General features: G+C 64.3%; 23 protein-coding genes. 13 read left to right on the forward strand and 10 right to left on the reverse strand.

Annotated elements, in window-relative coordinates:
- Position 1 precedes the first annotated feature (1 nt).
- Together EAH75_RS13310 and EAH75_RS13315 are read left to right on the forward strand one after the other, a co-directional pair.
- Complete coding sequence (locus tag EAH75_RS13310) at positions 2–346, forward strand: YbjQ family protein (RefSeq protein ID WP_140652204.1); 345 nt, start codon at positions 2–4, stop codon at positions 344–346.
- Between the two features lie 111 nt (positions 347–457).
- Positions 458–661 (forward strand): dodecin family protein, encoded by a 204-nt coding sequence (locus EAH75_RS13315; protein ID WP_140652206.1) that lies wholly within the window; start codon positions 458–460, stop codon positions 659–661.
- Between the two features lie 50 nt (positions 662–711).
- Here the strand turns inward: EAH75_RS13315 and EAH75_RS13320 are convergent, their stop codons facing one another.
- Entirely contained in the window at positions 712–1542 is an 831-nt protein-coding gene (locus EAH75_RS13320) for a kinase (protein ID WP_140652208.1), read from the reverse strand.
- Between the two features lie 227 nt (positions 1543–1769).
- On the opposite strand from EAH75_RS13320, the gene pdxH reads away from it, so the two are divergent.
- On the forward strand, positions 1770–2357 hold the full coding sequence (gene pdxH, locus EAH75_RS13325) for a pyridoxamine 5'-phosphate oxidase (RefSeq protein WP_240046225.1): 588 nt from the start codon (positions 1770–1772) through the stop codon (positions 2355–2357).
- An 11-nt stretch (positions 2358–2368) separates the two neighbouring features.
- Entirely contained in the window at positions 2369–3169 is an 801-nt protein-coding gene (locus EAH75_RS13330; protein WP_140805897.1) for a cobalamin-binding protein, read from the forward strand.
- A 106-nt stretch (positions 3170–3275) separates the two neighbouring features.
- Here the strand turns inward: EAH75_RS13330 and EAH75_RS13335 are convergent, their stop codons facing one another.
- The gene (locus EAH75_RS13335; RefSeq protein WP_140652212.1) at positions 3276–3851 is read right to left on the reverse strand and encodes a YggT family protein; all 576 of its coding nucleotides are present in this window, start codon (positions 3849–3851) and stop codon (positions 3276–3278) included.
- The gene (gene proC, locus EAH75_RS13340) at positions 3848–4672 is read right to left on the reverse strand and encodes a pyrroline-5-carboxylate reductase (protein WP_140805803.1); all 825 of its coding nucleotides are present in this window, start codon (positions 4670–4672) and stop codon (positions 3848–3850) included. Before proC ends, EAH75_RS13335 begins: the two co-directional genes overlap by 4 nt.
- Positions 4673–5055: 383 nt before the next feature.
- On the opposite strand from proC, the gene EAH75_RS13345 reads away from it, so the two are divergent.
- Together EAH75_RS13345 and EAH75_RS13350 are read left to right on the forward strand one after the other, a co-directional pair.
- Positions 5056–6093: a type IV pilus twitching motility protein PilT gene (locus tag EAH75_RS13345; protein WP_140652216.1), complete on the forward strand. Its 1038-nt coding sequence runs from the start codon at positions 5056–5058 to the stop codon at positions 6091–6093.
- Between the two features lie 147 nt (positions 6094–6240).
- Positions 6241–7410, forward strand: coding sequence for a PilT/PilU family type 4a pilus ATPase (locus tag EAH75_RS13350; protein ID WP_140652219.1), 1170 nt, complete (start codon positions 6241–6243; stop codon positions 7408–7410).
- 71 nt (positions 7411–7481) lie between these two features.
- Here EAH75_RS13350 and EAH75_RS13355 read toward each other — a convergent pair whose 3' ends face one another.
- The 7 genes from EAH75_RS13355 to gshB form a co-directional block, all read right to left on the reverse strand.
- A complete protein-coding gene (locus EAH75_RS13355) occupies positions 7482–7859 on the reverse strand; it encodes a BON domain-containing protein (RefSeq protein WP_140652221.1) in 378 nt (125 codons plus the stop codon).
- A 257-nt stretch (positions 7860–8116) separates the two neighbouring features.
- Positions 8117–9907, reverse strand: a complete 1791-nt coding sequence (locus EAH75_RS13360) for a hypothetical protein (protein ID WP_140652223.1) — start codon at positions 9905–9907, stop codon at positions 8117–8119.
- Between the two features lie 121 nt (positions 9908–10028).
- Positions 10029–10955, reverse strand: a complete 927-nt coding sequence (locus EAH75_RS13365; RefSeq protein ID WP_140652225.1) for an aspartate carbamoyltransferase catalytic subunit — start codon at positions 10953–10955, stop codon at positions 10029–10031.
- A 36-nt stretch (positions 10956–10991) separates the two neighbouring features.
- Complete coding sequence (gene ruvX / locus EAH75_RS13370; protein ID WP_140652227.1) at positions 10992–11438, reverse strand: Holliday junction resolvase RuvX; 447 nt, start codon at positions 11436–11438, stop codon at positions 10992–10994.
- A complete protein-coding gene (locus tag EAH75_RS13375) occupies positions 11435–12004 on the reverse strand; it encodes a YqgE/AlgH family protein (protein ID WP_140652229.1) in 570 nt (189 codons plus the stop codon). The genes ruvX and EAH75_RS13375 overlap by 4 nt, the downstream gene beginning before the upstream one ends.
- A 58-nt stretch (positions 12005–12062) precedes the next feature.
- A complete protein-coding gene (locus EAH75_RS13380; RefSeq protein ID WP_140652231.1) occupies positions 12063–12929 on the reverse strand; it encodes an energy transducer TonB in 867 nt (288 codons plus the stop codon).
- Positions 12926–13903, reverse strand: coding sequence for a glutathione synthase (gshB, locus tag EAH75_RS13385; protein ID WP_140652474.1), 978 nt, complete (start codon positions 13901–13903; stop codon positions 12926–12928). The genes EAH75_RS13380 and gshB overlap by 4 nt, the downstream gene beginning before the upstream one ends.
- A 409-nt stretch (positions 13904–14312) precedes the next feature.
- On the opposite strand from gshB, the gene pilG reads away from it, so the two are divergent.
- The 7 genes from pilG to EAH75_RS13420 all read left to right on the forward strand — a co-directional run bounded on the left by pilG (position 14313) and on the right by EAH75_RS13420 (position 26217).
- Entirely contained in the window at positions 14313–14678 is a 366-nt protein-coding gene (pilG, locus tag EAH75_RS13390) for a twitching motility response regulator PilG (RefSeq protein WP_189440842.1), read from the forward strand.
- Between the two features lie 22 nt (positions 14679–14700).
- The gene (locus EAH75_RS13395) at positions 14701–15072 is read left to right on the forward strand and encodes a response regulator (RefSeq protein WP_140652235.1); all 372 of its coding nucleotides are present in this window, start codon (positions 14701–14703) and stop codon (positions 15070–15072) included.
- Positions 15069–15608, forward strand: coding sequence for a chemotaxis protein CheW (locus tag EAH75_RS13400; RefSeq protein ID WP_140652238.1), 540 nt, complete (start codon positions 15069–15071; stop codon positions 15606–15608). Before EAH75_RS13395 ends, EAH75_RS13400 begins: the two co-directional genes overlap by 4 nt.
- A gap of 136 nt (positions 15609–15744) precedes the next feature.
- Positions 15745–17775 carry a methyl-accepting chemotaxis protein gene (locus EAH75_RS13405; RefSeq protein ID WP_140652240.1) on the forward strand — a complete coding sequence of 677 codons (2031 nt, stop codon included), beginning with the start codon at positions 15745–15747 and terminating at the stop codon, positions 17773–17775.
- A gap of 102 nt (positions 17776–17877) precedes the next feature.
- On the forward strand, positions 17878–23925 hold the full coding sequence (locus EAH75_RS13410) for an Hpt domain-containing protein (protein ID WP_140652242.1): 6048 nt from the start codon (positions 17878–17880) through the stop codon (positions 23923–23925).
- Complete coding sequence (locus EAH75_RS13415; RefSeq protein ID WP_140652244.1) at positions 23918–25684, forward strand: chemotaxis protein CheB; 1767 nt, start codon at positions 23918–23920, stop codon at positions 25682–25684. The genes EAH75_RS13410 and EAH75_RS13415 overlap by 8 nt, the downstream gene beginning before the upstream one ends.
- The gene (locus EAH75_RS13420; RefSeq protein ID WP_140652246.1) at positions 25681–26217 is read left to right on the forward strand and encodes a chemotaxis protein CheW; all 537 of its coding nucleotides are present in this window, start codon (positions 25681–25683) and stop codon (positions 26215–26217) included. Before EAH75_RS13415 ends, EAH75_RS13420 begins: the two co-directional genes overlap by 4 nt.
- Positions 26218–26232: the final 15 nt, after the last annotated feature.

The following is a 26232-nucleotide window of genomic DNA, read 5'->3' on the forward strand; positions in this document are numbered from 1 at the left end:
TATGAGTCGCGCCGTTCCACATCATCAGGTCAGCACCAGCAACGAGATTCCCGGCTGCCGCATCGTGCGTTCGCTGGGTATCGTGCGTGGCATCACCGTGCGTTCGCGCAGCGTGGTCGGCAATCTCGGCGCAGCACTGCAGACCATCGTCGGCGGCAACATCTCGATCTACACCGAGCTGTGCGAGAAGGCACGCGAGGAAGCGTTCGAGCTGATGCTGCAGCACGCCGCCGCCATGGGTGCAAACGGCGTGGTGGCGATGCGCTACGACGCCAACGAGGTCGCCCAGGGCGTCACCGAGGTACTCGCCTACGGCACGGCGGTGCAGGTCGAAGCGTCAACGTGATGTGATTTTGCAGTGCGGCTTGTCCTGGCGCATGGCAGCGGGCCAGACTCGGCTTTCGGGGCGGGGGAAGCGCTGCGTGCCGCTTGCACGATTCCACAGGAGATTGACGCCATGTCGGTAGCCAAGGTCATCGAAATCAATGCTTCGTCCGCCAAGGGCGTTGAAGATGCCGTGCAACACGGTTTGCGCAAGGCCGCGGAGTCGGTGAAGAACATCAAGGGCGCCTGGGTCAACGAGATCAAGGTGGTCACGAAGGACGACGGCACGGTGACCGAGTGGCGCGTCAACATGAAGGTGAACTTCGTCGTCGATTGAGCAGGCAGGGGAGCGGGGCGCAGGAGTGCGAGGTTCCCCGTTCCCCGACTTCAGCCGTGGCTGAGTCCGGTCACGTGGCGATCGTCGTCGTATTCCACACAGGTGTCGGCCAGTGCCGGCAAGGTGGCCAGCGCGTGTCGACTGAGCCGCTCGAAATGTGCCAGGAACCGCTCCATCGCCGGCGCATCCATCGCCAGCGGCGCATGCCGCGCCAGCAGGTCCTGTTCCTGCTCGCCACGCCAGCGTCGCACGATCTCCCAGCCTGGCGCCTGCAGCACGATCAAGGCATCGAACTTGCGCCATAACGGCTGATAGCCGCGCAGCTGCTTGTTGACCCAGTGCCGCCAGCTGCCGTCCGGATCCTCCTTGAGCTCCAGCGCGTTGACCGGCCTGGCCAGTGCGGCCTGCAGCTGCGGGCGGATGCCCAGCGCCCAGCCCTCCACGATCACCAGCTTTGGCGGCCGTGTGATTCGCGGCCAGCGCGAGGGCGAAAAACGGGTGTCGCGGCCCTTGTCGAAACGCGGGTGCGATACCGGCAGCTTGTCCGAGGCGTGCGGCAGCGCAGCCAGCACCGACATCATCAACTCGATCTCGTGCGTGCCCGGAACGCCACGGCTGCGGAGCAGCGGATGCACGTCGCGCGCCAGTGCCTCGCGGTCGCTGCGGGCGTAATAGAAGTCATCCAGCGAGAGCACCTCGGTGGCCCAGCCGCGGGCTTCGGCCTGGCCTTTCATCACCCGCGCCAGCGTGCTCTTGCCACTGCCCTGCAGGCCGGACAGGCCGAGGATGTAGGGGCGTCGCGAGCGGGCAATGCGCCCGGCGTACTGGTCGAGCAGATGACCGGCGAGCGCCTCGTTCTGCATGTCGGCGTGAGACATCATCCGCGGGATACCCTGGTTCCGGGAAGGATTTCCGCTACCGGCAGGTGGCGGTCACGCAGTATCCCGCAAACGGATGCGCCGCGTTCACGTTTCATGGCGGGGAATGGGGTCGCCAGCGGCGCTGCCGTGGTACTGGATGAATGGGGCATTGCACTATCATCTGTCAGGTTCATCTGCGCCATGATGGCGCGTGTCGGCCACGATGCAAAAGGAAAGTTTCAAACATCATGCTCAACTCCGAGATCCTGGACACCTTCCTGCGACTGCTGGACGAGGCCAAGGCCAGCGGCGACCGCGAGCCGACGGCGATGAACCTGGCCACCGTCGACAGCTCCGGCCGGGTTGCCTCGCGCATCGTGCTGCTCAAGGGCGTCGACGAGCGCGGTTTCCGTTTCCACACCAACTACCAGAGCGACAAGGGTAGCCAGCTTGAGGCGCATCCGCAGGTCGCCCTGTGCTTCCATTGGAAGCAGCTGCGCGACGGTGTGCAGGTGCGCGTGGAAGGTGCCTCGCGCAAATTGCAGGACGAGGAGTCAGACGCGTACTTCGCCAGCCGCCCGCGCCAGAGCCAGATCGGCGCATGGGCGTCGCTGCAGTCGCAGACGTTGCCCGACCGCGACGCGTTCGAGCAACGGGTGGCACGCTACGAACACGAGTTCGATGGGCGCGACGTGACCCGGCCGCCGCACTGGGGCGGCTACGTGGTGGAGCCGGACATGCTGGAGTTCTGGTACGGCGCCGAGTTCCGCCTGCATGAACGCGTACGCTGGAGCCGACACGGCCAGACCTGGACGAGCCGGTTGCTGTACCCGTGAGTCCCGGCGCGATGCCGGGTGACGCGTACCCGCAACGCATCGTCTGCCTCACCGAGGAGCCGACCGAGGTGCTGTACGCACTCGGCGAGGATCACCGCATCGTCGGCATCTCCGGTTTCACCGTGCGGCCGCCGCGGGCGCGCAAGGAGAAGCCGAAGGTTTCTGCGTTCACCAGCGCAAAGATCGGCGAGATCCTGAAACTGGAGCCCGACCTGGCGATCGGCTTCTCAGATATCCAGGCGGACATTGCCCGCGAGTTGATCAAGGCCGGCGTCGAGGTGTGGATCAGCAATCATCGCAGCGTCGATGGCATCCTCGCCTATATCCGCCGGCTCGGTGCGATGGTGGGCGCTTACGAAAAAGCCGAGGCTTACGCCCAGCGCGCCGAGCGGCACATCGCCGACATCCGCGCCGCCGTCGCGCAGTTGCCGCGGCGTCCGAAGGTGTATTTCGAGGAGTGGGACGAACCGATCATCACCGGCATCCGCTGGGTCGCCGAGATCATCGGCATCGCTGGCGGCGATGACTGCTTCCCCGAACTCGCGCGCGAGCCGCTGGCGAAACAGCGCATCCTTGCCAACGGTGATGAGGTGGTGCGGCGCGCGCCGGACATCATTCTCGGCTCCTGGTGCGGCAAACGCTTCCGGCCGGAACGCATGGTGGCGAGGCCTGGCTGGGACACCATCCCGGCGGTGCGCCACGGCGACCTGCATGAGATCAAGTCGCCGATCATCCTGCAGCCGGGGCCGGCGGCGTTGTTCGACGGGTTGGACGAGATCCATCGGATCATTGCCGACTGGGCGCTGCGCTGATCCTTTTTGATTTTTGCGGGAGCGGCTTCGGCCGCGATGCCGTTTCTCTTCGCAGTACAAACAGATCCGAGCATTGCGGCCGAAGCTGCTCCCACAACGACGCGGCTCAGCCGCTCATGGCCAGCCGGGCGCCCAGGTCGAGCAGCGGTGCGGCGAGCAACAGGCGCGCAAGCAGCAGCACGAGCATCACGACCATCGGGGCGAAGTCGATGTTGCCGGCGACCAGCTTGCCGTGCAGGGGTCGCAGCAGCGGAGCGACGATGCTGCCGGCCAGCCGCAGGAGCGGTTGCCGGCGATCGACGGCGAACATGCTCAGCAGGGACCAGCCGAAGATCAACACCAGATAGAACAGCAGCACGAAGTCGAGCAGTTCGGCCAGCGCCAGTACCACGGCGCCGACCGGGTGCGGCATCACGCCGAGCAGGGCGAACAGCAACAGGCGCTTGACCAGCATCGCCAGCCACGCCAGCAACAGAGCGGCCAGATTGATCCGGCGCCAGTTCGGCAGCACGCGGCGGATCGGCGCCAGCACCGGGTTGGTGTAGCGGTAGACGAACTGGCTGAGCGGATTGTTGAAGTCCGCGCGGCAGGCTTCGGCCAATACGCGCAACAACAGCAGCGTGACGACGGCGTCGAATGCCAGCTCGATCAGCATGGACAGTGCATTCAGCAGATAGCTCACGAGACCTTGTCCAGTTCGGCGGCGAGTTCCACGCCACGTTGGGTGGCGGCGGCGATGGCGCGGGCCACGATGCGTGGCAGGTCATCGGCGCTGAAGCTTTCCAGGGCAGCCTGAGTGGTGCCATGGGGCGAGGTGACGCGTTGGCGCAGTACGGCAGGATCCTCACCGCCTTCGGCCAGCATGCGGCCGGCGCCGAGGCAGGTCTGGGCGGCGAGCGCGCGGGCGGTATCGCGTGGCAGGCCCTGGGCGACGGCGGCGGTTTCCAGTGCTTCGACCAGGGCGAAGAAATACGCCGGGCCGGAGCCGGACACAGCGGTGACGGTGTCCATCAGTGCCTCGTCGTCGATCCAGCGGGTGATGCCGGCGGCGTCCAGGATGTGCTGCGCCTGCGCCTTCTGAGACGGGCTGACCCGGCTGTTCGCGCACAGGCCGGTGGCGCCGGCGCCGATCAGCGCCGGCGTGTTCGGCATGCAGCGAACGATCGGCAGGCCGCTGCCAAACCAGCGCTCCAGCTGGTCCAGCCGCACACCGGCGGCGATCGAGATCAGCAGTGGCCGATTGCGTTGCAGGATGTCGCGCAGTTCGAGGTGGATCGCCGGCATGATCTGCGGCTTGACCGCGAGCAGGATGACTTCAGCCTCGGCAGCGGCGAGGCGGTTCTCGGCATAGCACGCGATGCCGAATTCGCGGCCGAGCGCTTGCCTGGCTTCAGCCAGCGGTTCGGCCACGTTGATCGTGGCCGGGGCCACGCCGGTTTTCAGCAAGCCGCCGATCAGGCTGCGCGCCATGTTGCCGCCGCCGATGAAGGCAAGTCGTGTCATGCAGGGTTCCTCAAGCCATCCAGACTGCATACCTTACCGGAGCCGGCGTCACCGCGAAGGAGTTTCGTGGACGCGTCGACCCTTGGCGGTTCGGCCGGTCCCGGGCGATCGCCCAATGCCGTGATGCGGGTCGAAGGACGATTTATCGGGCGGGTACGCAAACCGGTCGACAGTTTCCGTGCCGAGGTTTGGAAAGACTGGCCGCACAGCCGGTTGCACGAGTAGTATCGACGCGGCTACAGGGGGATTCGGGTAGTTCGTTCAGGTGGTTCATGGCGCCTGCGCCATGCGCTGCGGCATACCACGCCGGCGAATGCCATCGGTCCCCTGATGTGGCATACGAATTCATGCCATCCAGACGATCGGTTGAGGGGAACGACAAGATGGACATTGCCGAACTGCTTGCTTTCTCGGTGAAGAACAAGGCCTCGGACTTGCATTTGTCCGCCGGGCTGCCGCCGATGATCCGCGTTGACGGCGATGTCCGCCGAATCAACATTCCCGCGCTTGAGCACAAGCAGGTGCATTCGCTGATCTACGACATCATGTCGGACAAGCAGCGGCGCGATTACGAGGAGTTCTACGAAACCGACTTCTCGTTCGAGATTCCCGGGCTGGCGCGTTTCCGCGTCAACGCGTTCAACCAGAACCGCGGCGCCGGTGCGGTGTTCCGTACGATTCCGTCCGAGGTGCTGACGCTGGAAGACCTCGGTTGCCCGCGCATCTTCAAGGAGTTGATCGAGCAGCCGCAGGGCCTGATCCTGGTGACCGGCCCGACCGGCTCGGGCAAGTCGACCACGCTGGCGGCGATGGTCGACCACATCAACAAGAACGAATACGGGCACATGCTCACGATCGAGGATCCGATCGAATTCGTGCACACCTCGCAGAAGTGCTTGGTGAACCAGCGCGAGATCCATCGCGACACGCTGGGTTTCAACGAGGCGCTGCGCTCGGCGTTGCGCGAGGATCCTGACTTCATCCTGGTCGGCGAGTTGCGCGATCTGGAAACCATTCGGCTGGCGCTGACCGCGGCGGAAACCGGTCACTTGGTGTTCGCCACCGTGCATACCAGCTCGGCGGCCAAGACCATCGACCGCATCATCGACGTGTTCCCCGCCGGCGAGAAGCCGATGGTGCGCTCGATGCTGTCCGAGTCGTTGCGCGCGGTGGTGTCGCAGTCGCTGCTGAAGAAGGTCGGCGGCGGGCGCATCGCGGCGCACGAGATCATGGTCGGCATCCCGGCGATCCGCAACCTGATCCGCGAGGACAAGGTTGCGCAGATGTATTCGTCGATCCAGACCGGCCAGCAGTTCGGCATGCAGACGCTGGATCAGTGCCTGCAGGATCTGGTCAAGCGTGGCCTGGTGACGCGCCAGCAGGCGTCCAGCTACGCCAAGAACAAGGACAGCTTCAAGTGAAGCCGGGAATCGGGAATGGGGAACCGGGGATCGTTGAAAAGCGGGGGGGCGTCCATGCTTCCGGCTTGACGGCGCCGGGATCCTGCAACCGATTCGCAGCGTGCACCGATTCCCTATTCCCCATTCCCGATTCCCAGGGGTAGAGCCATGAGCGATTTCGATTTCACCTCGTTCCTGAAACTGATGGTGCACAAGAAGGCATCGGATCTGTTCATCACGGCCGGTGTGGCGCCTTCGATGAAGGTGCAGGGCCGGATCGTGCCGATCACGCAGAGCCCGCTCAGTGTGCAGCAATCGCGCGACATGGTGCTCAACGTGATGACGCCAGGGCAGCGCGAGGAATTCGAGAAAACCCACGAATGCCAATTCGCGATTTCCGCACAGGGCGTGGGCCGCTTCCGCGTATCGTGCTTCTACCAGCGCAACTGCGTCGGCATGGTGCTGCGCCGGATCGAGTCGAAGATTCCGACGCCCGAGGAACTGAACCTGCCGCCGGTGATCAAGCAATTGGCGATGACGAAGCGTGGCATCATCGTTTTCGTCGGCGCCACCGGTTCGGGCAAGTCGACCTCGCTGGCGGCAATGGTCGGCTATCGCAATCTGAATTCGACCGGTCACATCATCACGATCGAGGACCCGATCGAGTACGTGCACAAGCACGAGGGCTGCATCATCACCCAGCGCGAAGTCGGCATCGATACCGATAGCTGGGACAATGCGCTGAAGAACACGCTGCGCCAGGCGCCTGACGTGATCATGATCGGCGAGGTGCGCACGCGCGAGGGCATGGATCACGCGATCGCGTTTGCCGAAACCGGCCATCTGGTGCTGTGCACTCTGCACGCCAACAATGCGAACCAGGCGATGGACCGCATCCTGCATTTCTTCCCGGAGGATCGTCGCCAGCAATTGCTGATGGATCTGTCGCTGAACCTGAAGGGCATCGTGGCGCAGATGCTGATCCCCACGCCCGACGGCAAGGCGCGCCGAGTCGCGGTGGAAGTGTTGCTGGGTACGCCGTTGGCGCAGGATTACATCCGTCAAGGCGAGATCCACAAGCTCAAGGAGTTGATGAAGGAATCGACCCTGCTCGGCATGAAGACGTTCGACCAGAGCCTGGTCGAGCTGTACCACGCCGGCGAGATCAGCTACGAGGACGCGCTGCGCCACGCCGACAGTTCCAACGAGGTGCGTCTGCGCATCAAGCTGGCACAAGGCGGTGACGCGCATACCTTGTCGCAAGGGCTGGACGGCGTGGAGCTGGAGGAAACCCGCGACACGCAGAACTTCGGCGGCAGCAATTTGCTGAACCGCTGAAACGTTCTCCCGCGCGATGAAATAAGGAAGGCGCCCGATGGGCGCCTTCCTTATTTCATTACAGCCCGTTGCTATTTCTCGGCTGGCGGCATGCCACCGACCATCAAGCCGCTGGTATCGACGCTTTTCACGCCCTTGACCAACTGGGCCACGCGCTGCGCCCGCATCTTCTCGTCCTGGGTGGAGACGGTACCGGTGAGCGTCACCACGCCATCATTGGTGGACACCGAGATATCGCTGGCCGAGACACCCTTGGTGGTGCCGAACTCGGATTTCACCTTGGTGGTGATCCACGCGTCGGCAGCCTTGTCCGGGACGGTCTGATTGTCAGTCGATTTCTGCATCGGCTGGCTGGCGCCTTGTGCGATGGCCTGACTGAGTGGCAGGGCGAAGGCAAGCGCAAGGCCGGCGGCGAACATGCTGGTGCGGATCTTCGTATAGGTATGCATGGCTATCTCCTTGCTGGATGAAGGTCTGTCGGCGATAGCAGCCGTTGTCGCTGATCGCCGGCTTCCGGGTGTCCATGGCAACAGCCACGCCGTGAACGCCGGGTGGTTGTGGCCGCGGCGGTTCAGCGGGTGATTACGAAGGCGAAGACCAGGTCATGCCAATGTTGTCTTGATGTTGTGATGCATGGCGTGCCGTGAAGCGCGCCCATAAAAAAACCGGGACGCCGCGGCGTCCCGGTTTTTTTAACGATGAATCTTTACTTCAGGACGGTGTGGCTGGTGATCACCGCGCCACCGTCGTCGATGTGCATTTCGGCGTCGATACTCTCGACACGTTCGGCTTGGGATTTCATGGCTGCGAATTGCGTTTTCGAGCGAGCGGCATCGGCAGCGGCCTGGGTGCTGCTGTCCTCGCCATCGGCGCCATCGATCGACGGCTCGTCGCTCTTGCTGATCGCGGCGGTTGCGGCGGCCAGGCTGTCGACCTTCTGCTCCATCAGCTGCAGCCAGCTCAGGTACATCGCGCCGGTCAGATGCATGCGGGTCATCTGCCCGGCATCGCCGACCGGATCCTTCAGGGTATCGCCGAGCTTGCCGTCTTCGCCCGCGCCCACGCCAAGCGCGAGCGCCTTGTCGCTCATGGCGAGCCATGCCGGGTGGCCCAGCATGCTGGTCATGTCCTTGGGCAGCGGTAGCGGCTTGCTGTCGTTGGTGGGTTTCAACTGGGTCAGTGCGGGCACCATCATCTGGCCCATCGCAAGCAGGCCGGCGGGGTTGTTGGTACCGAGCACGAGGCGACCGCTGAATGTCGGCAGGCTGGAGTTCTGGCCGGGCACGAGCGAATCGAGTGCAATGCGCAGGCCGAGCATGTCGCCGAACGGCGGAATCGCCGCCTTCTGCATGGCCGGCCCCAGTTTGGCGAAACTGTCGTTGAGATCGGTCAGACTCGGGCAGGTGAAGGGCTTGGCGGCCACCGCATCGGCCTGGGCCGACCAGAACGTGCGCAGCTGTGCAACTGGCAGGGCCAGGCTCAGATCGAATGGTGCGGCGCTGCTGCGTCCCAATCCGGGCAGGCTCACCTTGAGACTGGCGAAGGCTTTGCTGATGTCTTCAGCCAGCGCCACGTCGAAACGCACATCCTGATGTTTTGCATCGAGCTGGGTGTAACCGAAGCTCAGCGTCGGCACGCGCGCAGCGATGCGCGCGGCGTCGGTCGCGCAACTTGGCGAGGACTGCAGCTGGTTGGCCACCGGCTCGCCGGTCTTGAGCGATTCGGCCTCGGCGTGTGCTTTCTGGATCGCGCCGATCAGCGGGTCCTTGCCGCTGACGGCCAACGGCAGTGCGCGGGTCAGGTCCAGGTCGCCGACCAGCCATTTCTGGTAGCCCTTGGCCTTGGCCAGCGCGGCCAGGCGACCGTCGTCCTGCAGGTTCTTCTGCGGCCGGTCCAGACCCAGTGCCTGGCGCAGCAGCGCTGGTGACGCATCGGCCGGCAGCAGCGCCGCCACGGCCTGCTTGCCGACCATGGCCAGAATCATCTCGGTGCCCGAAGCAGCAAATACGTACTTGCGGTAACTCTGCTTGTCGGCGTTGGCGAGATCGAGCTTCTTGCCGTAGGCGGTTTCGAGCCGGCTGATGAAACCCTCGAACGCCTTGGGGTCGCTCAGCTGGAAGCGCAGGACTGGGGCCAGACCCAGACCATAGAGGGCGGAGTAGCCCTTGAGGTCCAGCCCGGCACCCTGGGCGAACGTCTCGATGGTCTTGCCATTGAACTCGGTATGCAGCGCACGCAGCAGGCGAGCACCGTCGGGATCCTTCGCGGCCAGGCGGTCAGCCGCGGCGTCGAGCTGGGTCAGCTGCGACGGCAACTGTGCGTCTGCCTGGGCCAGCAGCGCCGTGCGGGTGCTGTCGTCCATGATGTCCAGATTGGCCACCACGTATGGCGTGTCCGCCGGCACGAAAGCCAGCGGCGCGTCCTTGTCCTTGTGTGCGCAGGCCGCCAGCATGACGCCGGCAAAGCCCAGCGCGATGTATCGCGTTGTCGATCGCATGGTGATCCCCAGAGGTGATGAATGGTGCGCGGTTCATTATGCCCGCTTGCGCATGGCGACGTTGCAACAGAAGGCTGGCGATTCGACGCGGCGCCAACGCCCGCAGCCGCTGGCAGGCGGCTCAGCGGGCCAGCACTTCGTTCAGTACGGCCATGCGCACGAATACGCCGTTGCCCACCTGTTCGAGAATGCGGGATTGCGCGCCGTCGGCAATGTCCGAGGCGATCTCGATGCCGCGGTTGATCGGCCCCGGATGCATCACCAGACACCCTTTGGCGGCGAGCGCAAGTCGGCGTCGATCGAGCCCGAAATGGGTGAAATACGCCGCTTCGTCGGGCAGGTCGATGGACGCCATGCGCTCCTTTTGCAGGCGCAGCATGATGACGGCATCGGCGTCCTTGATAGCCTGGTCGAAATCATCGACGCGGCGGCCTTGCGGAACGTCCTCCGTCGTCGGCATCAGTTCGGCTGGCCCGCACAGGCGAATTTCCTTGACGCCAAGCGTGCTCAACGCGTTGATGTCCGAACGCGCCACCCGCGAATGCTTGATGTCGCCGCAGATCACCACGCTGAGGTTCTCGAAATCCGGCCGGTGCTGACGGATGGTCAGCGCATCCAGCAGACCCTGGGTGGGATGCGCGTGGTTGCCGTCGCCGGCGTTGATCACCGACACGCCGCTCATCGCGTGGCGCACCAGTTCATCCGGCGTACCCGATTGCTTGTGGCGCACGATGATCGCGTCCATGTGCATCGCTTCCAGCGTATGCAGGGTGTCGAACAGTTCCTCGCCCTTGCTGGTGGAGGACAGGCCGATATCGAAGTTGATCACGTCGGCGCCAAGCCGCCGGGCGGCCAGTTCGAACGACGTGCGGGTGCGCGTGGAGGGTTCGAAGAACAAATTCAGCACGGTGCGCCCAACCAGCACGTCGAGCTTGCGGGTTCCGTGGGCGCACGCGTCGCGCAGCGCCTCGGCGCGGTCAAGCAGGCGCTCGATCGTTTCGCGCGGGAGGTTTTCCAGGGTAGTCAGGTGGCGCAGGCGAGGGCTCATGGCGGCAGGTCTGAGGGTAGAGGGAAGTGACGTGTTTCAGTGCCCGATGTCGGCTGACGGCAAAGCGTCTCCGCTCAACCAGCGCTCGAGAATGACCGCAGCGGCTTCGGCGTCGATGCTGGCCGCGTCACGGCGACGCTTGAGTCCGGCGGCGCGCGCGGCGGCAAATCGCTGCGCGGCTTCGCGCGAGCTGTGGCGCTCATCGACGAAGATCACCGGCAGGCTGTAGCGCTGTTGCAACTGGGCGGCAAAACGGCGTGCGCGGCGACTGGCGGGCTGCTCGGCGCCTTCGAGGGTCAGTGGCAGGCCGACCACCAGGGTGTCGGGTAGCCACTCCTGGCGCAAGGCGTCGAGCCGGCTCCAGTCCGGGCCATCATCATGGACCGTGACGGTGGCCAAGGCCCGCGCACTGGCGGTGAAGGTATTGCCGATCGCCACGCCGGTAAACCGGCTGCCGACGTCGAAGCCGAACGCACAGCTCATGCGTGGCCCGCGTAGCCGGACAACTGGCGCGGGTCGACCCCGACCAGTCCGGCGGCAGCACTCCAGCGCTCTTCCAGCGGCGTGTCGAACACCACCCGGCCGCAGGCCTCGGTGGTGAGCCACGCGTTCGCCATCAGTTCCTGCTCCAGCTGGCCGGCATCCCATCCAGCGTAGCCGAGTACCATGACGGCCTGGCGCGGGCCTTCGCCGGCGGCCATCGCGACCAGGATGTCGCGCGAGGTAGTGACCGACCAGTCGGGATTGATGCGGTAGCTGGATTCCCAGTCGCCAGGTTCGTGATGCAGCACGAAACCGCGTTCCTGTTGCACCGGACCGCCAATCAATACCGGTGAGTCGGCCAACTCGCTATCCATGCATTCGAGTTTCATCTGGGCCAGCACGTCACCAAGCCGGTACTCGGACAGCTGATTCACCAGCAGGCCGACCGCACCATCCTCATCGTGCTGGCACAGCAGTGCCACGCCACGCGAGAACGGTGGATCGGCCAGGTTCGGCATGGCGATCAGGAAATGCCCGGTGAGGGTGTTCGGTGCGGTGGTGACCATGGCGTCATTGTAAGCCCGACTGGCGCCGGGACGCGCGCGAATCCCGAGTGAAAGGAGCCTATTTGTTGCGCAAGACGTCGCCAGGCAGGAATTGCCAGGTACGGGTGATGTAGAGCTCGTCCACGTTGGCGTCTTTGGGCAGCGGCGGGAATGGCGCGGCCAGCCGCACGATGCGCTCGGCGGCGGCGTCCAGCAACGGGTGGCCGGAACTCTTGATGATCGTGATGTTCTTGATGCCGCCGTCGCGATTGAGCCCGACGGTGAGCAGCAGATCGCCATACAGCCGGCGCCGGCGCGCCTCGTCCGGGTAATTGAGGTTGCCGATCCGCTGCACCCGGTCCGACCAGCCGCGCATGTAGCTGGCGTAGACGTACTCCTTGGTGTTGGCCGAGATGAATTTCTTCTTCGGCCGCTTGGCCAGGGCTTCGGTTTGCTGGCGCAGTTCGGCGGCCAGCTGGGCGATCGCCTGCTGGCGCTTCAGCTCGGCTGCGGTCGGGGTGTGATCCTGCGGATCGATTTCGGTCTGTGCAGTGTCACTGGACACGGTGAAATCGGTGGCGCCGCTGGTGGTGACCATCCGCGTCGGCGTGGCCTCGCGCGGTTGCGGGGTCGCGGCATCGACCGGTTGAGCGGCGATGCCCGGATCGGGCTTGGGCAGCGCGCCGGAGAACATCTGTGACGGCCGTGCAGCACGATCGCTCTGACCGCCGCCGCGGTTGTTGGCCTGGGCCAGGAAATCCGCCTTGTCGGGCGCTTCCTGGTTTGCCACGTTGACCAGTGTTACATCCAGCGTGGGCAGGCTGGGGGTGGGTTTCACAAACTGGAAGGTGATGCCCAGCAGCAGCACGCCGTGCAGCAGCAACGAGAACAGCAGGGTGGCACCGATGGGGTTCGGTGCAGAGGAAACAGTGGCAGTGGTGCTCACGCGGCGCGGGTTCCGATGACGTGCTGCTCGATGACGTCGAACAGCTGGCCGGCAATGTTAAGCCCGAACTGCGCATCGAGCTCACGCACGCAGGTCGGGGATGTGACGTTGATCTCGGTCAGGTAGTCGCCGATCACGTCCAGCCCCACAAACAGCAGCCCACGGCGGCGCAGTTCCGGTGCCACCTGGGCCACGATCCAGCGGTCGCGCTCGGACAGCGGTATGCCGACGCCGCGGCCGCCGGCCGCGAGATTGCCGCGGAAATCGTCGCCCTGCGGGATGCGCGCGAGCGCATACGGCACGGGATTGCCGTCGATGACCAGGATGCGCTTGTCGCCGGCGCTGATCTCCGGGATGTATTTCTGCGCGACCACCAATTGCCGCCCCTTGCCGTAGGCATTGCCGCCGAGCAGGGTCTCCAGCATCGAATTGAGGTTGCTGTCGCCAGCCTTGACCCGGAAGATGCCGCGTCCGCCCATGCCGTCCAGTGGTTTCAGCACCACCTCGCCGTGTTCGGCAGTGAATCGACGCAGCTCGCCCACATCACGTGCGACCAGGGCCGGCGCGATGCACTGCGGAAAGGCCAGCGTGAACAACTTTTCGTTGCAGTCGCGCAGTGATCGCGGGTCGTTGACCACCATGACGCCACCACGCTGGGCCGCTTCCAGCACCATGGTGTCGTAGATGAACTGCGCATCGACGGGCGGATCCTTGCGCATCAGCACGACGTCGAGTTCGCGCAGGTCGCGCCACTGCGGCTGCCCCAGCGTGAACCAGTGCTGCGGATCCTCGCGCACGTCGAGCGGGGCGATCCGTGCCCACGGTGCACCGTCGCGCAACGCCAGGTCGCCCTGCTCGAGGTAATGCAGCGAGTGGCCGCGGCGCTGGGCCTCCAGCAGCATCGCAAAGCTGGTGTCCTTGGCAATCTTGATCGTGTTGATGGGGTCCATCAGCACGCCGACCGAAAGGGTCATCATGGTTCTCCATTGGTGGCCTGATCCGTACATCATGCGGGCAGGCGTGAATCGTCAGATGGCTATACTAAAGTGGATGGTCGCTGGACCCTATCGCCATCGACAACCTGATGCGAGCTGCTGCTGTCGCCAGTGGCCAGATGGTGCCAATATGGGTCATCTTGTGCGGGTGGCAGGTAGCAACGGTGATTATCGCTTGACAGTCTCGGCGGGCAGGCAGTAAACAACAAAGCCTGGGATGACCGCCGTAGAGCGGGTGTCGGATGGTTCGTTTTCGGTATTTTTTTATATGCGCACTACACGGCATGGCTGTTGCATGTCTTGGTGCCTATCCTGAGCTCGGGGCGGGCCGCAGGGGGAGTAAGTGAATTTGAACGTGAGCGCTAACGACTTGGCTGGTCTCAAGGTCATGGTGATTGATGACTCGAAGACCATCCGCCGCACCGCGGAAACCCTGCTGAAGAAAGAGGGTTGCGAGGTGCTGACCGCCGTCGATGGGTTCGAGGCACTGGCCAAGATCTCCGACCAGAAGCCTGCCATCATCTTTGTCGACATCATGATGCCGCGGCTGGATGGTTATCAGACCTGCGCGCTGATCAAGAACAATCCCCAGTTCCGCGCCACGCCGGTGATCATGTTGAGCTCGAAGGATGGCCTGTTCGACAAGGCGCGTGGACGTATCGTGGGTGCCGAGCAGTATCTGACCAAGCCGTTCACCCGCGACGAGTTGCTTGGTGCCATTCATCGCCATGTCAGCACGGTATCGAACCACTGACTGCAGATTCTGAGGGGGACCTGTGGCCACTATTCTCATTATCGACGACTCGCCGACCGACGTGCGCGTGTTTACCACGCTGCTCGAAAGGGCAGGGCATCAGGTTGTCGCCGTCAGCACCGCTGAAGAAGGCATCGAACGCGTTCGCGCCGAGCTGCCCGACCTTGTCATCATGGATGTGATCATGCCTGGCATGAATGGCTTCCAGGCGACCCGCACCCTGACCCGTGATCCGGTCACGGCGGTGGTGCCGATTGTGATGATCACCACCAAGTCGATGGAAACCGACCGCGTATGGGGCCTGCGCCAGGGTGCCCGCGCGTTCATCACCAAGCCGGTGAACGAGAAGGAACTGCTGGCCTGCATCAACGATTTGTTGCCGAGCAAGACATGAACCAGTCCGTCAACCGTACCCCTTTCGAAATTCTGGCTCGCTACGAGCGGTTGTCGCTGGCGCACGCGTCCGACACGCAGGACAAGCTGGAGGCTCCGGGGCTGTGGCGTGGCATCGGTTTTCGGGTTGGTTCGCGCTTGCTGGTCAGTGGCATCGACGAAATCAACGAATTGCTGGCGGTGCCCGTGCTTACTCCTGTGCCGGGTACCCAGCCCTGGCTGCTTGGCGTAGCCAACGTGCGCGGCAACCTGGTACCAGTGATCGACTTTGCCCGCTTCCTGTTTGGCGAGCGCACGCAACACTCCGATCGCACCCGCCTGCTGGTAGTGCGCCAGGGCGGCGGCAGCGTGGCGCTGCTGGTGGACGAGGTGTTCGGTCAGCGGACCGTAGATGAGGAACAGCGCCGCGAGGCCGGACACGAAGATGATCCGCGCCTCACCCGGTTCGTCGAGAGCAGGGTGGGCGAACAGCAATTGGCGATTTTCAGCATGAACCGGCTGGTACGCGCACCAGATTTTCGGCACGCCGCGGCCTGATGCCAGGTCGGACTGCAGCAATGTGAAGGGCCGGCGCCGGTTGGGGCCGGAAACTTGGGACCGCAATTCCCTGGCCAGTACTCGCGTCCGATGGATGCTGAGCCGGCAACGTATTAGTTAGACGGATGAGGTGAACATGAGTACTACAGGGGGCGTCAGCAGGGAACGCGGTTACACCGCACTCATTGTCCTGCTGCTGGTTGCGATCGGCTTTGCGGCACTGGACTTCTTCCTGCTCAACCAGAAGAACGGTGAGGATCGCCAGGCGATCGCGCTGACCACGCAGATTCAGGTGCTGTCGCAGCAGACGGCGAAATTCGCGCTGGAATCGGCAGACGGCAACACCGACTCCTTCAAGGAGCTCGAAAGCACCCGGAACAGCATCGACTCGGCGGTGCAGCGGTTGAACAAGGGTGACCCGAAGAGCGGCATGCAGCCCTATGCAGACAACAATGCCACGCCTGCCGGCCGCGCGGTAAGCGCGCTTGACGCCTCTTGGAAACAGCTCGACACCGATATCGGCAAGATCCTCTCCAACAAGGCCGTCGTGCTCGATTCCGGGCAGCGTGCCAACACGCTGTCGCAGCAGATGCCCTTGCTCAACTCGAGCATGGAACAGGTGGTCAACATCCTGCAGCAGCGCAATGGCAGTTCCGAACAGATGCTGGGTACCTCCCGCCAGATGCTGTCTGCTGACCGCATCATCCGCCGCGTGCAGGAGGTGTTGCAGGGTGGCGATTCCGCCCAGTCGGCAGCCGATGGCCTTTCCCGCGATGCGCAGTTGTATGGCAGCGTTCTGAAGGGACTGATCGCGGGCAATCCCGATAGCGGCGTGAAGCCGATCGGCGACGCCAATGCACGCAAGATTCTTACGGACATGGACGCCAGCTGGACCACCCTGGCCGACCCGGTGGCCAAACTGGTAGCCGCCGCCGGCAACCTGGCCGACGTGAAGCACGCCGGCAACCAGGCTTCGCTGGATTCGCAGACCGTGCTGCTGCGTGCAAACGACCTGTCCGAGCAGATCGGCAAGTTGCCGCTGCGTCGGCTGTTCCCGAACGTCTGGTGGGGCCTGCTCGGCGCGATCGCTGCCGTGGCCTTCGCACTTTTGCTGGTCATCACGCTGGTGCGCGATCAGCGCCGCCGGTTCGCCAGCAGTACCGAGCTCAACCAGCGCAACCAGGAGGCGATCATGCGCCTGCTGGACGAGATGGGCTCGCTCGCCGAAGGTGACCTGACCGTAAAGACGACGGTATCGGAGGACATCACCGGCGCGATCGCCGACTCGGTGAACTACGCCATCGACGAGCTGCGTTCACTGGTAACCACCATCAACGAGACCTCCGAACAGGTGTCGTCGTCGGCCCAGGAGACCCAGACTACCGCCCGCCATCTGGCCGATGCGGCCGAGCAGCAGGCGCAGCAGATCAGTTCGGCGACCTCGGCGATCAACCAGATCGTGAGCTCGATGGATATCGTGTCGAAGGACTCCGCCGAATCGGCCGACGTGGCCGAGCGCTCGGTGAAGATCGCCTCGCACGGCGCCGAAGTGGTGCGCGAGACGATCTCGGGCATGGATTCGATCCGCGACCAGATCCAGGAGACCTCCAAGCGCATCAAGCGGCTGGGCGAATCCTCGCAGGAGATCGGCTCGATCGTGGAACTGATCAACGACATTGCCGAACAGACCAACATCCTCGCGTTGAACGCGGCGATCCAGGCGGCTTCGGCCGGTGAGGCGGGTCGCGGTTTCGCGGTGGTGGCGGACGAAGTGCAGCGACTGGCGGAACGTTCGACCAGCGCGACCAAGCGCATCGAGACGCTGGTGCAGACGATTCAGTCCGATACCAATGAAGCGGTGAACTCGATGGAGCAGACCACCGCCGAGGTGGTCGCCGGTGCGCGTCTGGCGGAAGACGCCGGCAGCGCGCTGGGTGACATCGAGCGCGTTTCGCACGATCTTTCCGCACTGATTCAGAACATCTCCACGGCGGCGCGCGAGCAGTCCGCAGCGGCGACGGATGTCTCGCATTCGATGAACGCGATTCAGGAAATTACCTCGCAGACCTCGCAGGGCGCGAGCCAGACAGCCGACTCGATCGGTACGTTGGCGCAACTGGCGAGCGACCTGCGGCGCTCGGTGGCGCATTTCAAGTTACCGGGTTGATATCGGCCGGGCTGATGTCAGCCCGATTGAGACAAGCACAAGACAGGGGGCAGTCTCGCTGGTTGCGTGATGCTTGCATGATGCAACCGCTGAGAGAGGCGCATGAGACTTCAAGACCACATCGATTTCACCACGCTGCAGTGGGTCAAGCCGGAGCTCGACGATACGTTGTCGATCGCCCGCGAGGCGCTGGAGTCCTACGTCGACAACCCGGGCAAGCGCGACTTCATGCGCACCTGCGCGGATCATCTGCATCAGGTGCATGGCACCTTGAAGATGGTCGAGCTGTATGGTGCCGCGATGGTGACCGCGGAGATGGAAGCGCTTGCGATTGCGCTGCTCGAAGATCACATCACCTATCGCGAGGAAGCGTATGCCGCGCTGATGCGTGGCCTGATGCAGTTGCCCGATTACCTCGAGCGGTTGTCCAGCGGCCATCGCGATGTGCCGGTGGTATTGCTGCCGCTGCTCAACGACCTGCGTGCCAGTCGCGAGCAGGAGCCGCTGACCGAGTCAGCGATGTTCCACCCCAATCTGGACGCGTTCCTGCCCGAGCAGGCGCCCGCCGCGATGAGCGAGGCGTATGCCGAAGCGCACCGTGGCGAGTTGGTGGACCTGCGTCTGCGCTTCCAGCAGCAGCTTCTCGGCTGGTTCCGCGGGCAGAATGCGGCGCAGCAGCTGATCGGCATGCGCAAGACCCTGTTGGCGATCAGTGCGCGTTGCTATCACGTGCATGGCCGGCGCCTCTGGTGGATTGCCGCCGGTGTGCTGGAAGGCCTCGAACAGGGTGCACTCAAGGGTTACGCCGGTGAAGTGCGCCAGCTGATCGGCAAGGTCGACCGCAACATCCGCCTGCTGATCGAGCAGGGTGAGGTCGCCCTGCGCGGTGGCGAGGCGGACGATGTGGCGTGCAAGCTGCTCTACATCGTGGCTCAGGCCAAGCAGCGTAGTCCGCAGATGGAACTGCTGCGGACCACCTATGCACTGGACAGCCTGTTGCCGGATGCCGGTGAGCTGGAGCATGCCCGTGGCTCGATGGCCGGGCACAACCGCGCGCTGCTCGATTCAGTATCGCGCGCGTTGAAGGACGATCTGTTGCGGGTCAAGGAAGCGCTGGATCTGTTCCTGCGCCAGCAGGACGGTGATCCAGCACAACTGTCGGCGCAAGGCGAAGTGCTCGAGCGCGTCGGCGACACACTGGGGATGCTCGCGTTGGCCGTGCCGCGCCGAGTGGTCACCGAACAGCGCAGAGTGCTCGACGAGATCGCCAACCGCATGCGCGCCGCCGACGAGGAGACCTTGCTCGACGTGGCTGGTGCGTTGTTGTACGTCGAGGCATCGCTGGACGATCACATCGAGAGCCTCGGTTCCGAGGACGAATCAGGCGCCGGCGGCGCCATGCATGGTTTGCCACGCAGCGAAGCGCTGGGCGTGGTCACCACTTTGATGCAGGAAGCGATTGGCAATACCGGCAGGGTGAAGGAGGCGATCGTCGCGTTCGTCGAGTCCGGTTGGGAACACGACCGTCTCGCCGGTGCGCAGTCTCTGATGGACGAGGTTGCCGGCGCCATGCGGATGTTGTCGTCGCCGCGGCCCGCAGAATTGGCCCAGGGTGTCGGCCGTTTCATTGGCTATGAGCTGCTGGATGATCGACGCGTTCCCAGCGGTACGCAGATGGATCACCTGGCGGATGCGCTGGCGGCGCTCGAGTATTACCTCGAAGCCGCACGCGAACACCGCGGTGGTCTGGAACATATCCTTGACGTGGCCGAGCACAGCCTTGGCCAGCTCGGTTACTGGCCGGTGCCAGCCGCGCGCGCGGTATCCACGACGGAAACGGTCGAAACGCCAAAAATGGCGCCGCAGGCCACTGCCGGCCCCGGGATCGAGTACGAAGAGCATCCGGAACTGTCCGAGTCCGTCAGCCTGCTTCCTGGCAGCGATCTGGGCCACCTGTTCGTGGGCGACACCGAGCCGCATGTCGCGTCCGCCCACGATCTGGATGGATTGCGCCTGACCCAGACCGAGGCGACCGCGCCCGCCATGCTGGAGGACCATGCGTCGGATCTTCAGGAAGGCGACTGGACTGAGGTCGAGGAAGAAGTTTTCGAGCAGGTGGCCGTGCGCGATGCGCTGGCCGCAAATACCAGCTTCAACATCAACGCGGAGGGCATCGACGACGATATCCGCGAGATCTTCCTGGAAGAGATGCAGGAGGAAATCGACAACCTGCGCGGCGCCGAGCAGCTCTGGCTGGCGGATCCGGCGCAGACCTCGTCACTGATCAGCATCCGCCGTTCGTTCCACACGCTGAAGGGTTCGGGCCGCCTGGTCGGTGCCGGTGTGCTCGGCGAGTTTGCGTGGAAAGTGGAGGACATGCTCAACCGTGTGCTCGACAACACGATCGAGCCGAATCAGAACGTGCAGGCACTGGTGCGGCACGCGATCGAGGCGCTACCGCCATTGCTGGCTGCGCTCAAGGGCGAGGGCACGCCTGCAGTACCGCTCAGTGCAATCATGCATACCGCCGAGCAGCTGGCCGCGGGCAATCAGTTGCGTCTGGAAGATCACGCACCGCTGGCCACTGAAACGGTTCGTCGTATCGTGCGCCGCCGTGTGCCGCGCCTGGATGCCATGGCGGATGCTGTTCCGGAAGCCAGTCTGACCGATGCGCAAGCCGCTGCCGCAGCGCCTCAATGGACCGAGTCCGAGCCGGCGATTGCCCTGCCGGTGATGCCGCCAGTAGATCCGGTGCTGCTGGAGATCCTGCGCAGCGAAGTGGCGCAGTATCTGCAGACCATTCGCGCCGCCATCCAGCGCAGCGGAAACGAGCTGCCGATTGGTGAAGAACTGCTGCGCGCCGTACACACTCTGCATGGCGCGATCGCCATGGTCGACATTCCGTTGCTGACCCAACTGTTGTCGCCGCTGGAGGGGCTGTTCAAGCGTCTGCGTGCAGCCAACCTGCCGCTGCCATCCGATGGCGTGCACCTGCTCGGCCAGTCGGTCGACATGGTCGATCACGTGATGGGTCAGTTCGATGCCGCCGAACCGCAGCTGCCGAACGCGGATGCGCTGACCGCACAGATCATCGAGATGCGCGACCACTACCCCGAGTCGCAGGTGGCGCACGTTGTTTACGAGCCGCGCGCCGACGAGGTGGAGCAAGCGGATGCTGTGGCGACGGAGGATATCGATACTGGCGAAGCGGCCATGGCCGCCTCGCTGGATGCAAGCATGCTGGAAGCCGAGGCGCAGGCAGGGCAGTCTGCTGTCGAGGCCTTGTCCGATAACGGCCGGCCGCAGGAGATCAGTCCGGACGATGCGCATCACGCCGAGGTGGCAGCTGAGTTGGTAGCTGCACTGGACGCGTTTGAACCTGCGGAAGCCAGTGCGGCACGGGCAGCCGCCGAGCAGGCCGCCGCGGAACTCGTTGCTGCCGAGAAGCTGGCAGCCGAGCAGGCCGCCGCGGAACTCGCTGCCGCCGAGAAGCTGGCAGCGGAGCAGGCTGCCGCGGAACTCGCTGCCGCCGAGAAGCTGGCAGCGGACCGGGCCGCCGCGGAACTCGCTGCCGCCGAGAAGCTGGCAGCCGAGCGGGCTGCCGCGGAACTCGCTGCCGCCGAGAAGCTGGCAGCCGAGCGGGCTGCCGCGGAACTTGCCACCGCCGAGAAGCTGGCCGCCGAACAAGCTGCATCCGATGAGGAAGCGGATGAAATCGGCGCCGAAGCAACCCGGGAGCCGGCCTATGCATTGGCAGGTTCCGGCCAGATCGACGCCGATTTGCTGGAAGTATTCATTGACGAGGCGCGCGAAATCCTCGACCACGCCGACAGTGTGCTGGCGCAATGGCATGCTGAGCCGACCGAGCTGTCACACGTGGCCGAGTTGCAGCGCGACCTGCATACCCTCAAGGGTGGCGCGCGAATCGCGGGGTTGGTGCCGGTGGGCGATCTCTCCCACGCGATCGAAACCCTCCTCGAGAAGCCGATTCGCGACAAGACAAAAACCGGCGCGCTGATCCCCGCGCTGGAGGCAAGTTTCGACCAGCTGCACTCGCTGGTGCAGCAGATATCCCAGGGCCAGACGCCGGATTACCCGCAGGCCATGATCAATCATCTGCTGATACTGGCTGGTGAAACGACCTTGACCGACGATGCGATATTGGCTGCCGTTGCCATGCCGGAGTCGGACATCGCACCTACGCGGGTCACCGCGTTGCCAGTGACGCCGTTGCCGATCAATGCACTCGATCTGCCCGAGCTGCTGCCGGAGATGGAAGAGGAAGTACGCTCCTCGCAGGAACAGATCCGCGTCCGCGCCGATCTGCTCGACAGTCTGGTCAACCATGCCGGCGAGGTGGCGATCTACCGTTCGCGACTGGAGCAGCAGGTTGCCGGCTACCGCTTCAACCTGGTGGAACTCGAGCAGACCGTGGCACGCCTGCGCAGCCAGTTGCGCATGCTGGAAATCGAAACCGAGGCGCAGATCATCGCGCGCTTCCAGCGCGAGCATCGCGAAGCGGGTCTGACCGTGTTCGATCCGCTCGAACTCGATCGTTACTCGCAGCTGCAGCAGTATTCGCGTGCGCTGGCCGAGTCGGTCTCCGATCTGGTGTCCATCCAGAACATGCTGGACGAGCTGACGCGTCAGGCCGAGACACTGCTGATCCAGCAATCGCGGGTAAGTACCGAACTGCAGGACGGCCTGCTGCGTACGCGCATGCTGCCGTTCGACACGATGGTGCCGAATCTGCGCCGCACGTTGCGTCAGGCTGCGCAGGAGCAGGGCAAGAACGCCCAGCTCTACGTGGACGGTGCCCACGGCGAAATGGATCGCAACCTGCTCGACCGCATCAAGGCGCCGTTCGAACACATGCTGCGCAACGCGATCGCGCACGGCGTCGAGACTCCGGCCGAACGCCGCAAGGCTGGCAAGCCGGCCGAAGGTGCCGTGCATATCCAGGTTGCGCGCGAAGCCACCGAAGTGGTCATCAGGGTGAGCGATGACGGTCGCGGGCTGAATCGTGAAGCTATCCGCAAGCGCGGCATCGAGCGCGGCCTGCTGCGTGCCGAGACCAAGCCAACCGACAACCAACTGCTCTCGCTGATCACCCAGACCGGTTTCTCCACGGCAAGCAAGGTCACCCAGCTGGCCGGTCGTGGCGTCGGCATGGACGTGGTGGCGAACGAGATCAAGCAGCTTGGCGGTTCGCTCTCGATCGAGTCGGAGGAGGGCAAGGGCACCACGTTCGTGCTGCGCCTGCCATTCACTCTTGCGGTGACCCAGGCGATCCTGGTGCGCATCGGTGAGGCGACGTTCGCGATCCCGATGACCTCGGTGCAAGGTGTTGCGCGGGTCAGTCCGGATGACCTGACCGTCCTGCTTAGCGCCGATGAGCCGTCGTTCCAATACGGCAACGAAGAGTACGGCATCCACGATCTGGCCGAGTTGCTGGGCCTGCCGCCGGGGCTCCCGGCCGAGGGCGAACAGCAGCCGCTGCTGCTGACCCGCGCGGGCGACCTGCGTGCGGCGATCCGGATCGACGCCGTGCTCGGCTCACGCGAGATCGTGGTCAAGTCGGTCGGCCCACAGATCAGTTCGGTGCCAGGCCTGCTTGGCGCGACCATCATGGGCGACGGCTCGGTGCTGATCATTCTGGATCTGGCACCGCTGGTCCGTCACGGCATCATCCGTCGCGACCAGCGTCTTGCCGAAGGCCTCAGTGCCGTGCAGGCACCGATCATCGAGGAAGTGCAGGTGCGGCCGCTGGTGATGGTGGTGGATGACTCGATCACCATGCGCAAGGTCACCGGCCGTGTGCTGGAACGTCACGAATACGAGGTCAGCACGGCAAAGGACGGTGTCGACGCACTGGAGAAGCTGCACGAGCGTGTACCGGATCTGATGCTGCTCGACATCGAGATGCCGCGCATGGACGGCTACGAGTTGGCTACCCACATGAAGGCCGATCCGCGGTTGCGCGATGTGCCGATCATCATGATCACCTCGCGCAGCGGCGACAAGCACCGCCAGCGGGCATTCGACATCGGGGTGGATCGTTATCTCGGCAAGCCGTATCAGGAAGCCGAGCTGTTGGTGCAGATCAGTGAAGTACTGGAGCAGCGCGCGGCGGAGCTGGTTCATGACTGATACGGCTCCGGCAGTCGCTCTGCTGTTTGACGACACCGAACTGGGCGCGCAATTGCGCGAGGCGCTGCACGAGCGCGGTGCACGCATTGTCCATGAAGGCGGTGTGTCCAGCATTACCCGCGAATTGCTGCAGCAGGTGGGCGCTGATGTGCTGGTGGTCAACCTGGACGACAGCGCCGACGATGCGCTCGACCAACTGTATGAGGTGATCGATGGCAATCGGCCACGCGTGGTCTTCAACGATGCGCATGCCAGCCGTACGCTGGTCGGCTGGGACCGCGCCCGCTGGGCACGTCACCTGGCGGTCAAGGTCCTGGCGGTGGGCGATGTCGACCCGCCACGGCCCGAGGATGCCCGAGTCGTCGAAGCGCCGCAGACAGCCGTGCTGGAATCGGTGCCGCGCGATACCGTACCGGTAGAAGTGCCGGTCACGATCGTCGAGGTTGCTGCTGCCAGCCAACCGCCGGTCGAGCCGTACGCGGAGCCCGCGGCCATGGAAATGGAATCGGAGCCGGAGCCGGAGCCGGAACCGGAACCGGAATCGGAATCGGAACCCGATTTCCTCATGCACGACGACCCGGAGCAGCACGAGCAAACCGCCACCGCCGAGTCGGAAAACCTGGCGGCTGAACTGGAGGCATTGCTGGCTTCCGGCGAACTGCCTTCCGACGAGGAGGAAGGCGCCGGCTCCGGTCTGCTCTATCTCGATGACGAGGAGTTGCCGCCACTGCATGACGGCAATTTCGGCGCGGCGTTGGCAATGCCGGAGTCCGAGGCGTCGCTGGCCCAGTCCTGGTCCGTGTCGAACGCCGAAACCCTGCCGGACATGCCGACATCGTCGTTCGAGACCGCTCATCTGCAGCTCTCCACGCCGACTGATTCATCGATCACGACCATACCCGCCACGGCAGCTGAGCCGGTTCTGCGCGATGTAGCTTCGTCCGCGCGCGCGCCCGAAGGTTGGGCGCTGCTGGACGACGCTGTTCCGCCTGCGGCAGTGGCAGCTGGAAGGCCCGATGCCGCAGCATTCGGCATCGAAAAATTGAGCGCTGCCGACTTCCTTGCGCCGGATGTCGAGCCGATGGCAGCCGGGGTCGAAGCGGTAATGAGCCTGGAGCTGGTATCGATGGAAGAGGCGATCGCGCCGCAGGCCTATGTGCATGACCATGAGATGCTGCTCGATGATCTCGGTACGGCGCTGAGCCGGATCGTGGTGCTTGGTGCGGCGGTCAGCGGAACCGACTCCGTCTGCGATTTTCTGGCAGCGCTGCCGGCGACCACGCGGCTGACCTTCCTGCATACACAGCACCTGGGCGAGCAATCGGACGTGGCGCTGGTGGAACGGTTTGCTGCGTCTTGCGCCTTGCCGGTTCGCCTGGCCGAACAGGGTGGGCGCGCCGGAGTCGGCGAGTTTCTGGTCGTGCCAGCCGGGCATCAGGTGCGGGTGCGTCGCGATGGCAAGATCGAGCTGCTGGCAAACGGCGCCGATGCGTCTCCGGATCCCTCGATCGACGCCAGCCTGACCATGGCGGCCAATGCCTTCGGTCGCGATGCGCTGGCGATCATTTTTGCCGGGCGCGGCAACGACGCCGTTGCTGGTGCGCAGGCGATCCATGATCGCGGCGGCCGGGTCTGGGTAGAGTCGTCGTCCGGTGAACATTTTGCCGACATGGTCAGCGGAATATTCGCCGAACGACTGGTCAGTTTTTCCGGTACGCCGCCTGAGTTGGCGGCGCATCTGATCGAGGTGTTTCCATGAGTGATCCGTTGCCGCGTGAAATCCGCTGCGTTCTGGTGCCCGTAGGCAACCTGCGTCTGCTGTTGCCCAATGCCACCATCGCCGAGGTGATCACTCAGAGCAAACCCGAGCCGGTGGCCGACGCGCCGGACTGGCTGCTTGGACGCATTGCCTGGCGTGGCTGGCGCGTGCCGCTGGTGTCGTTCACGAAGCTGGCGGGAACCGAGGAAGGCGATGCGGAGTTGAGTGTGCGCGTGGCCGTGCTCAAGGCGCTTGGCGGCAATCCCAGGTTGCCGTTCATCGCCGTGCTGACCCAGGGTTTTCCACGTCTGACCACGTTGAATGCCGAGCTGATCATTCCCACTCACGACGGCAGTGCGCTGCCGCCGGGTGTGCGTGCCCAAGTGCTGGTGCGCGATGACGTGGCGATGATCCCCGACCTGGAATGGCTCGAAGCCGAGCTGCTGGACCTGCTCGATGATGCGAATCTGACCGCGGCGACGGAATCCGGCGAGTCTGCCGAGGTTTCGGAACCCTTCGACACCGAAGACTGAGGTCGGTTGCAACAG

The sequence above is a fragment of the Rhodanobacter glycinis genome, from assembly GCF_006438785.1.
Taxonomy (GTDB): Bacteria; Pseudomonadota; Gammaproteobacteria; order Xanthomonadales; family Rhodanobacteraceae; genus Rhodanobacter; species Rhodanobacter glycinis_A.

Coding starts and splice junctions, on each gene's coding strand:
- EAH75_RS13420 (WP_140652246.1), top strand. CDS start 25,681: ATGAGTGATCCGTTGCCGCGTGAAATCCGCTGCGTTCTGGTGCCCGTA.
- proC (WP_140805803.1), bottom strand. CDS start 4,672: ATGACACGACTTGCCTTCATCGGCGGCGGCAACATGGCGCGCAGCCTG.
- ruvX (WP_140652227.1), bottom strand. CDS start 11,438: ATGAGCTGTGCGTTCGGCTTCGACGTCGGCAGCCGGTTTACCGGCGTG.
- pdxH (WP_240046225.1), top strand. CDS start 1,770: ATGCTCAACTCCGAGATCCTGGACACCTTCCTGCGACTGCTGGACGAG.
- EAH75_RS13355 (WP_140652221.1), bottom strand. CDS start 7,859: ATGCATACCTATACGAAGATCCGCACCAGCATGTTCGCCGCCGGCCTT.
- EAH75_RS13415 (WP_140652244.1), top strand. CDS start 23,918: ATGACTGATACGGCTCCGGCAGTCGCTCTGCTGTTTGACGACACCGAA.
- gshB (WP_140652474.1), bottom strand. CDS start 13,903: ATGACCCTTTCGGTCGGCGTGCTGATGGACCCCATCAACACGATCAAG.
- EAH75_RS13410 (WP_140652242.1), top strand. CDS start 17,878: ATGAGACTTCAAGACCACATCGATTTCACCACGCTGCAGTGGGTCAAG.
- EAH75_RS13360 (WP_140652223.1), bottom strand. CDS start 9,907: ATGCGATCGACAACGCGATACATCGCGCTGGGCTTTGCCGGCGTCATG.
- EAH75_RS13320 (WP_140652208.1), bottom strand. CDS start 1,542: ATGATGTCTCACGCCGACATGCAGAACGAGGCGCTCGCCGGTCATCTG.
- EAH75_RS13350 (WP_140652219.1), top strand. CDS start 6,241: ATGAGCGATTTCGATTTCACCTCGTTCCTGAAACTGATGGTGCACAAG.
- EAH75_RS13375 (WP_140652229.1), bottom strand. CDS start 12,004: ATGGTCACCACCGCACCGAACACCCTCACCGGGCATTTCCTGATCGCC.
- EAH75_RS13365 (WP_140652225.1), bottom strand. CDS start 10,955: ATGAGCCCTCGCCTGCGCCACCTGACTACCCTGGAAAACCTCCCGCGC.
- EAH75_RS13345 (WP_140652216.1), top strand. CDS start 5,056: ATGGACATTGCCGAACTGCTTGCTTTCTCGGTGAAGAACAAGGCCTCG.
- EAH75_RS13315 (WP_140652206.1), top strand. CDS start 458: ATGTCGGTAGCCAAGGTCATCGAAATCAATGCTTCGTCCGCCAAGGGC.
- pilG (WP_189440842.1), top strand. CDS start 14,313: ATGGTGATTGATGACTCGAAGACCATCCGCCGCACCGCGGAAACCCTG.
- EAH75_RS13405 (WP_140652240.1), top strand. CDS start 15,745: ATGAGTACTACAGGGGGCGTCAGCAGGGAACGCGGTTACACCGCACTC.
- EAH75_RS13400 (WP_140652238.1), top strand. CDS start 15,069: ATGAACCAGTCCGTCAACCGTACCCCTTTCGAAATTCTGGCTCGCTAC.
- EAH75_RS13330 (WP_140805897.1), top strand. CDS start 2,369: ATGCCGGGTGACGCGTACCCGCAACGCATCGTCTGCCTCACCGAGGAG.
- EAH75_RS13310 (WP_140652204.1), top strand. CDS start 2: ATGAGTCGCGCCGTTCCACATCATCAGGTCAGCACCAGCAACGAGATT.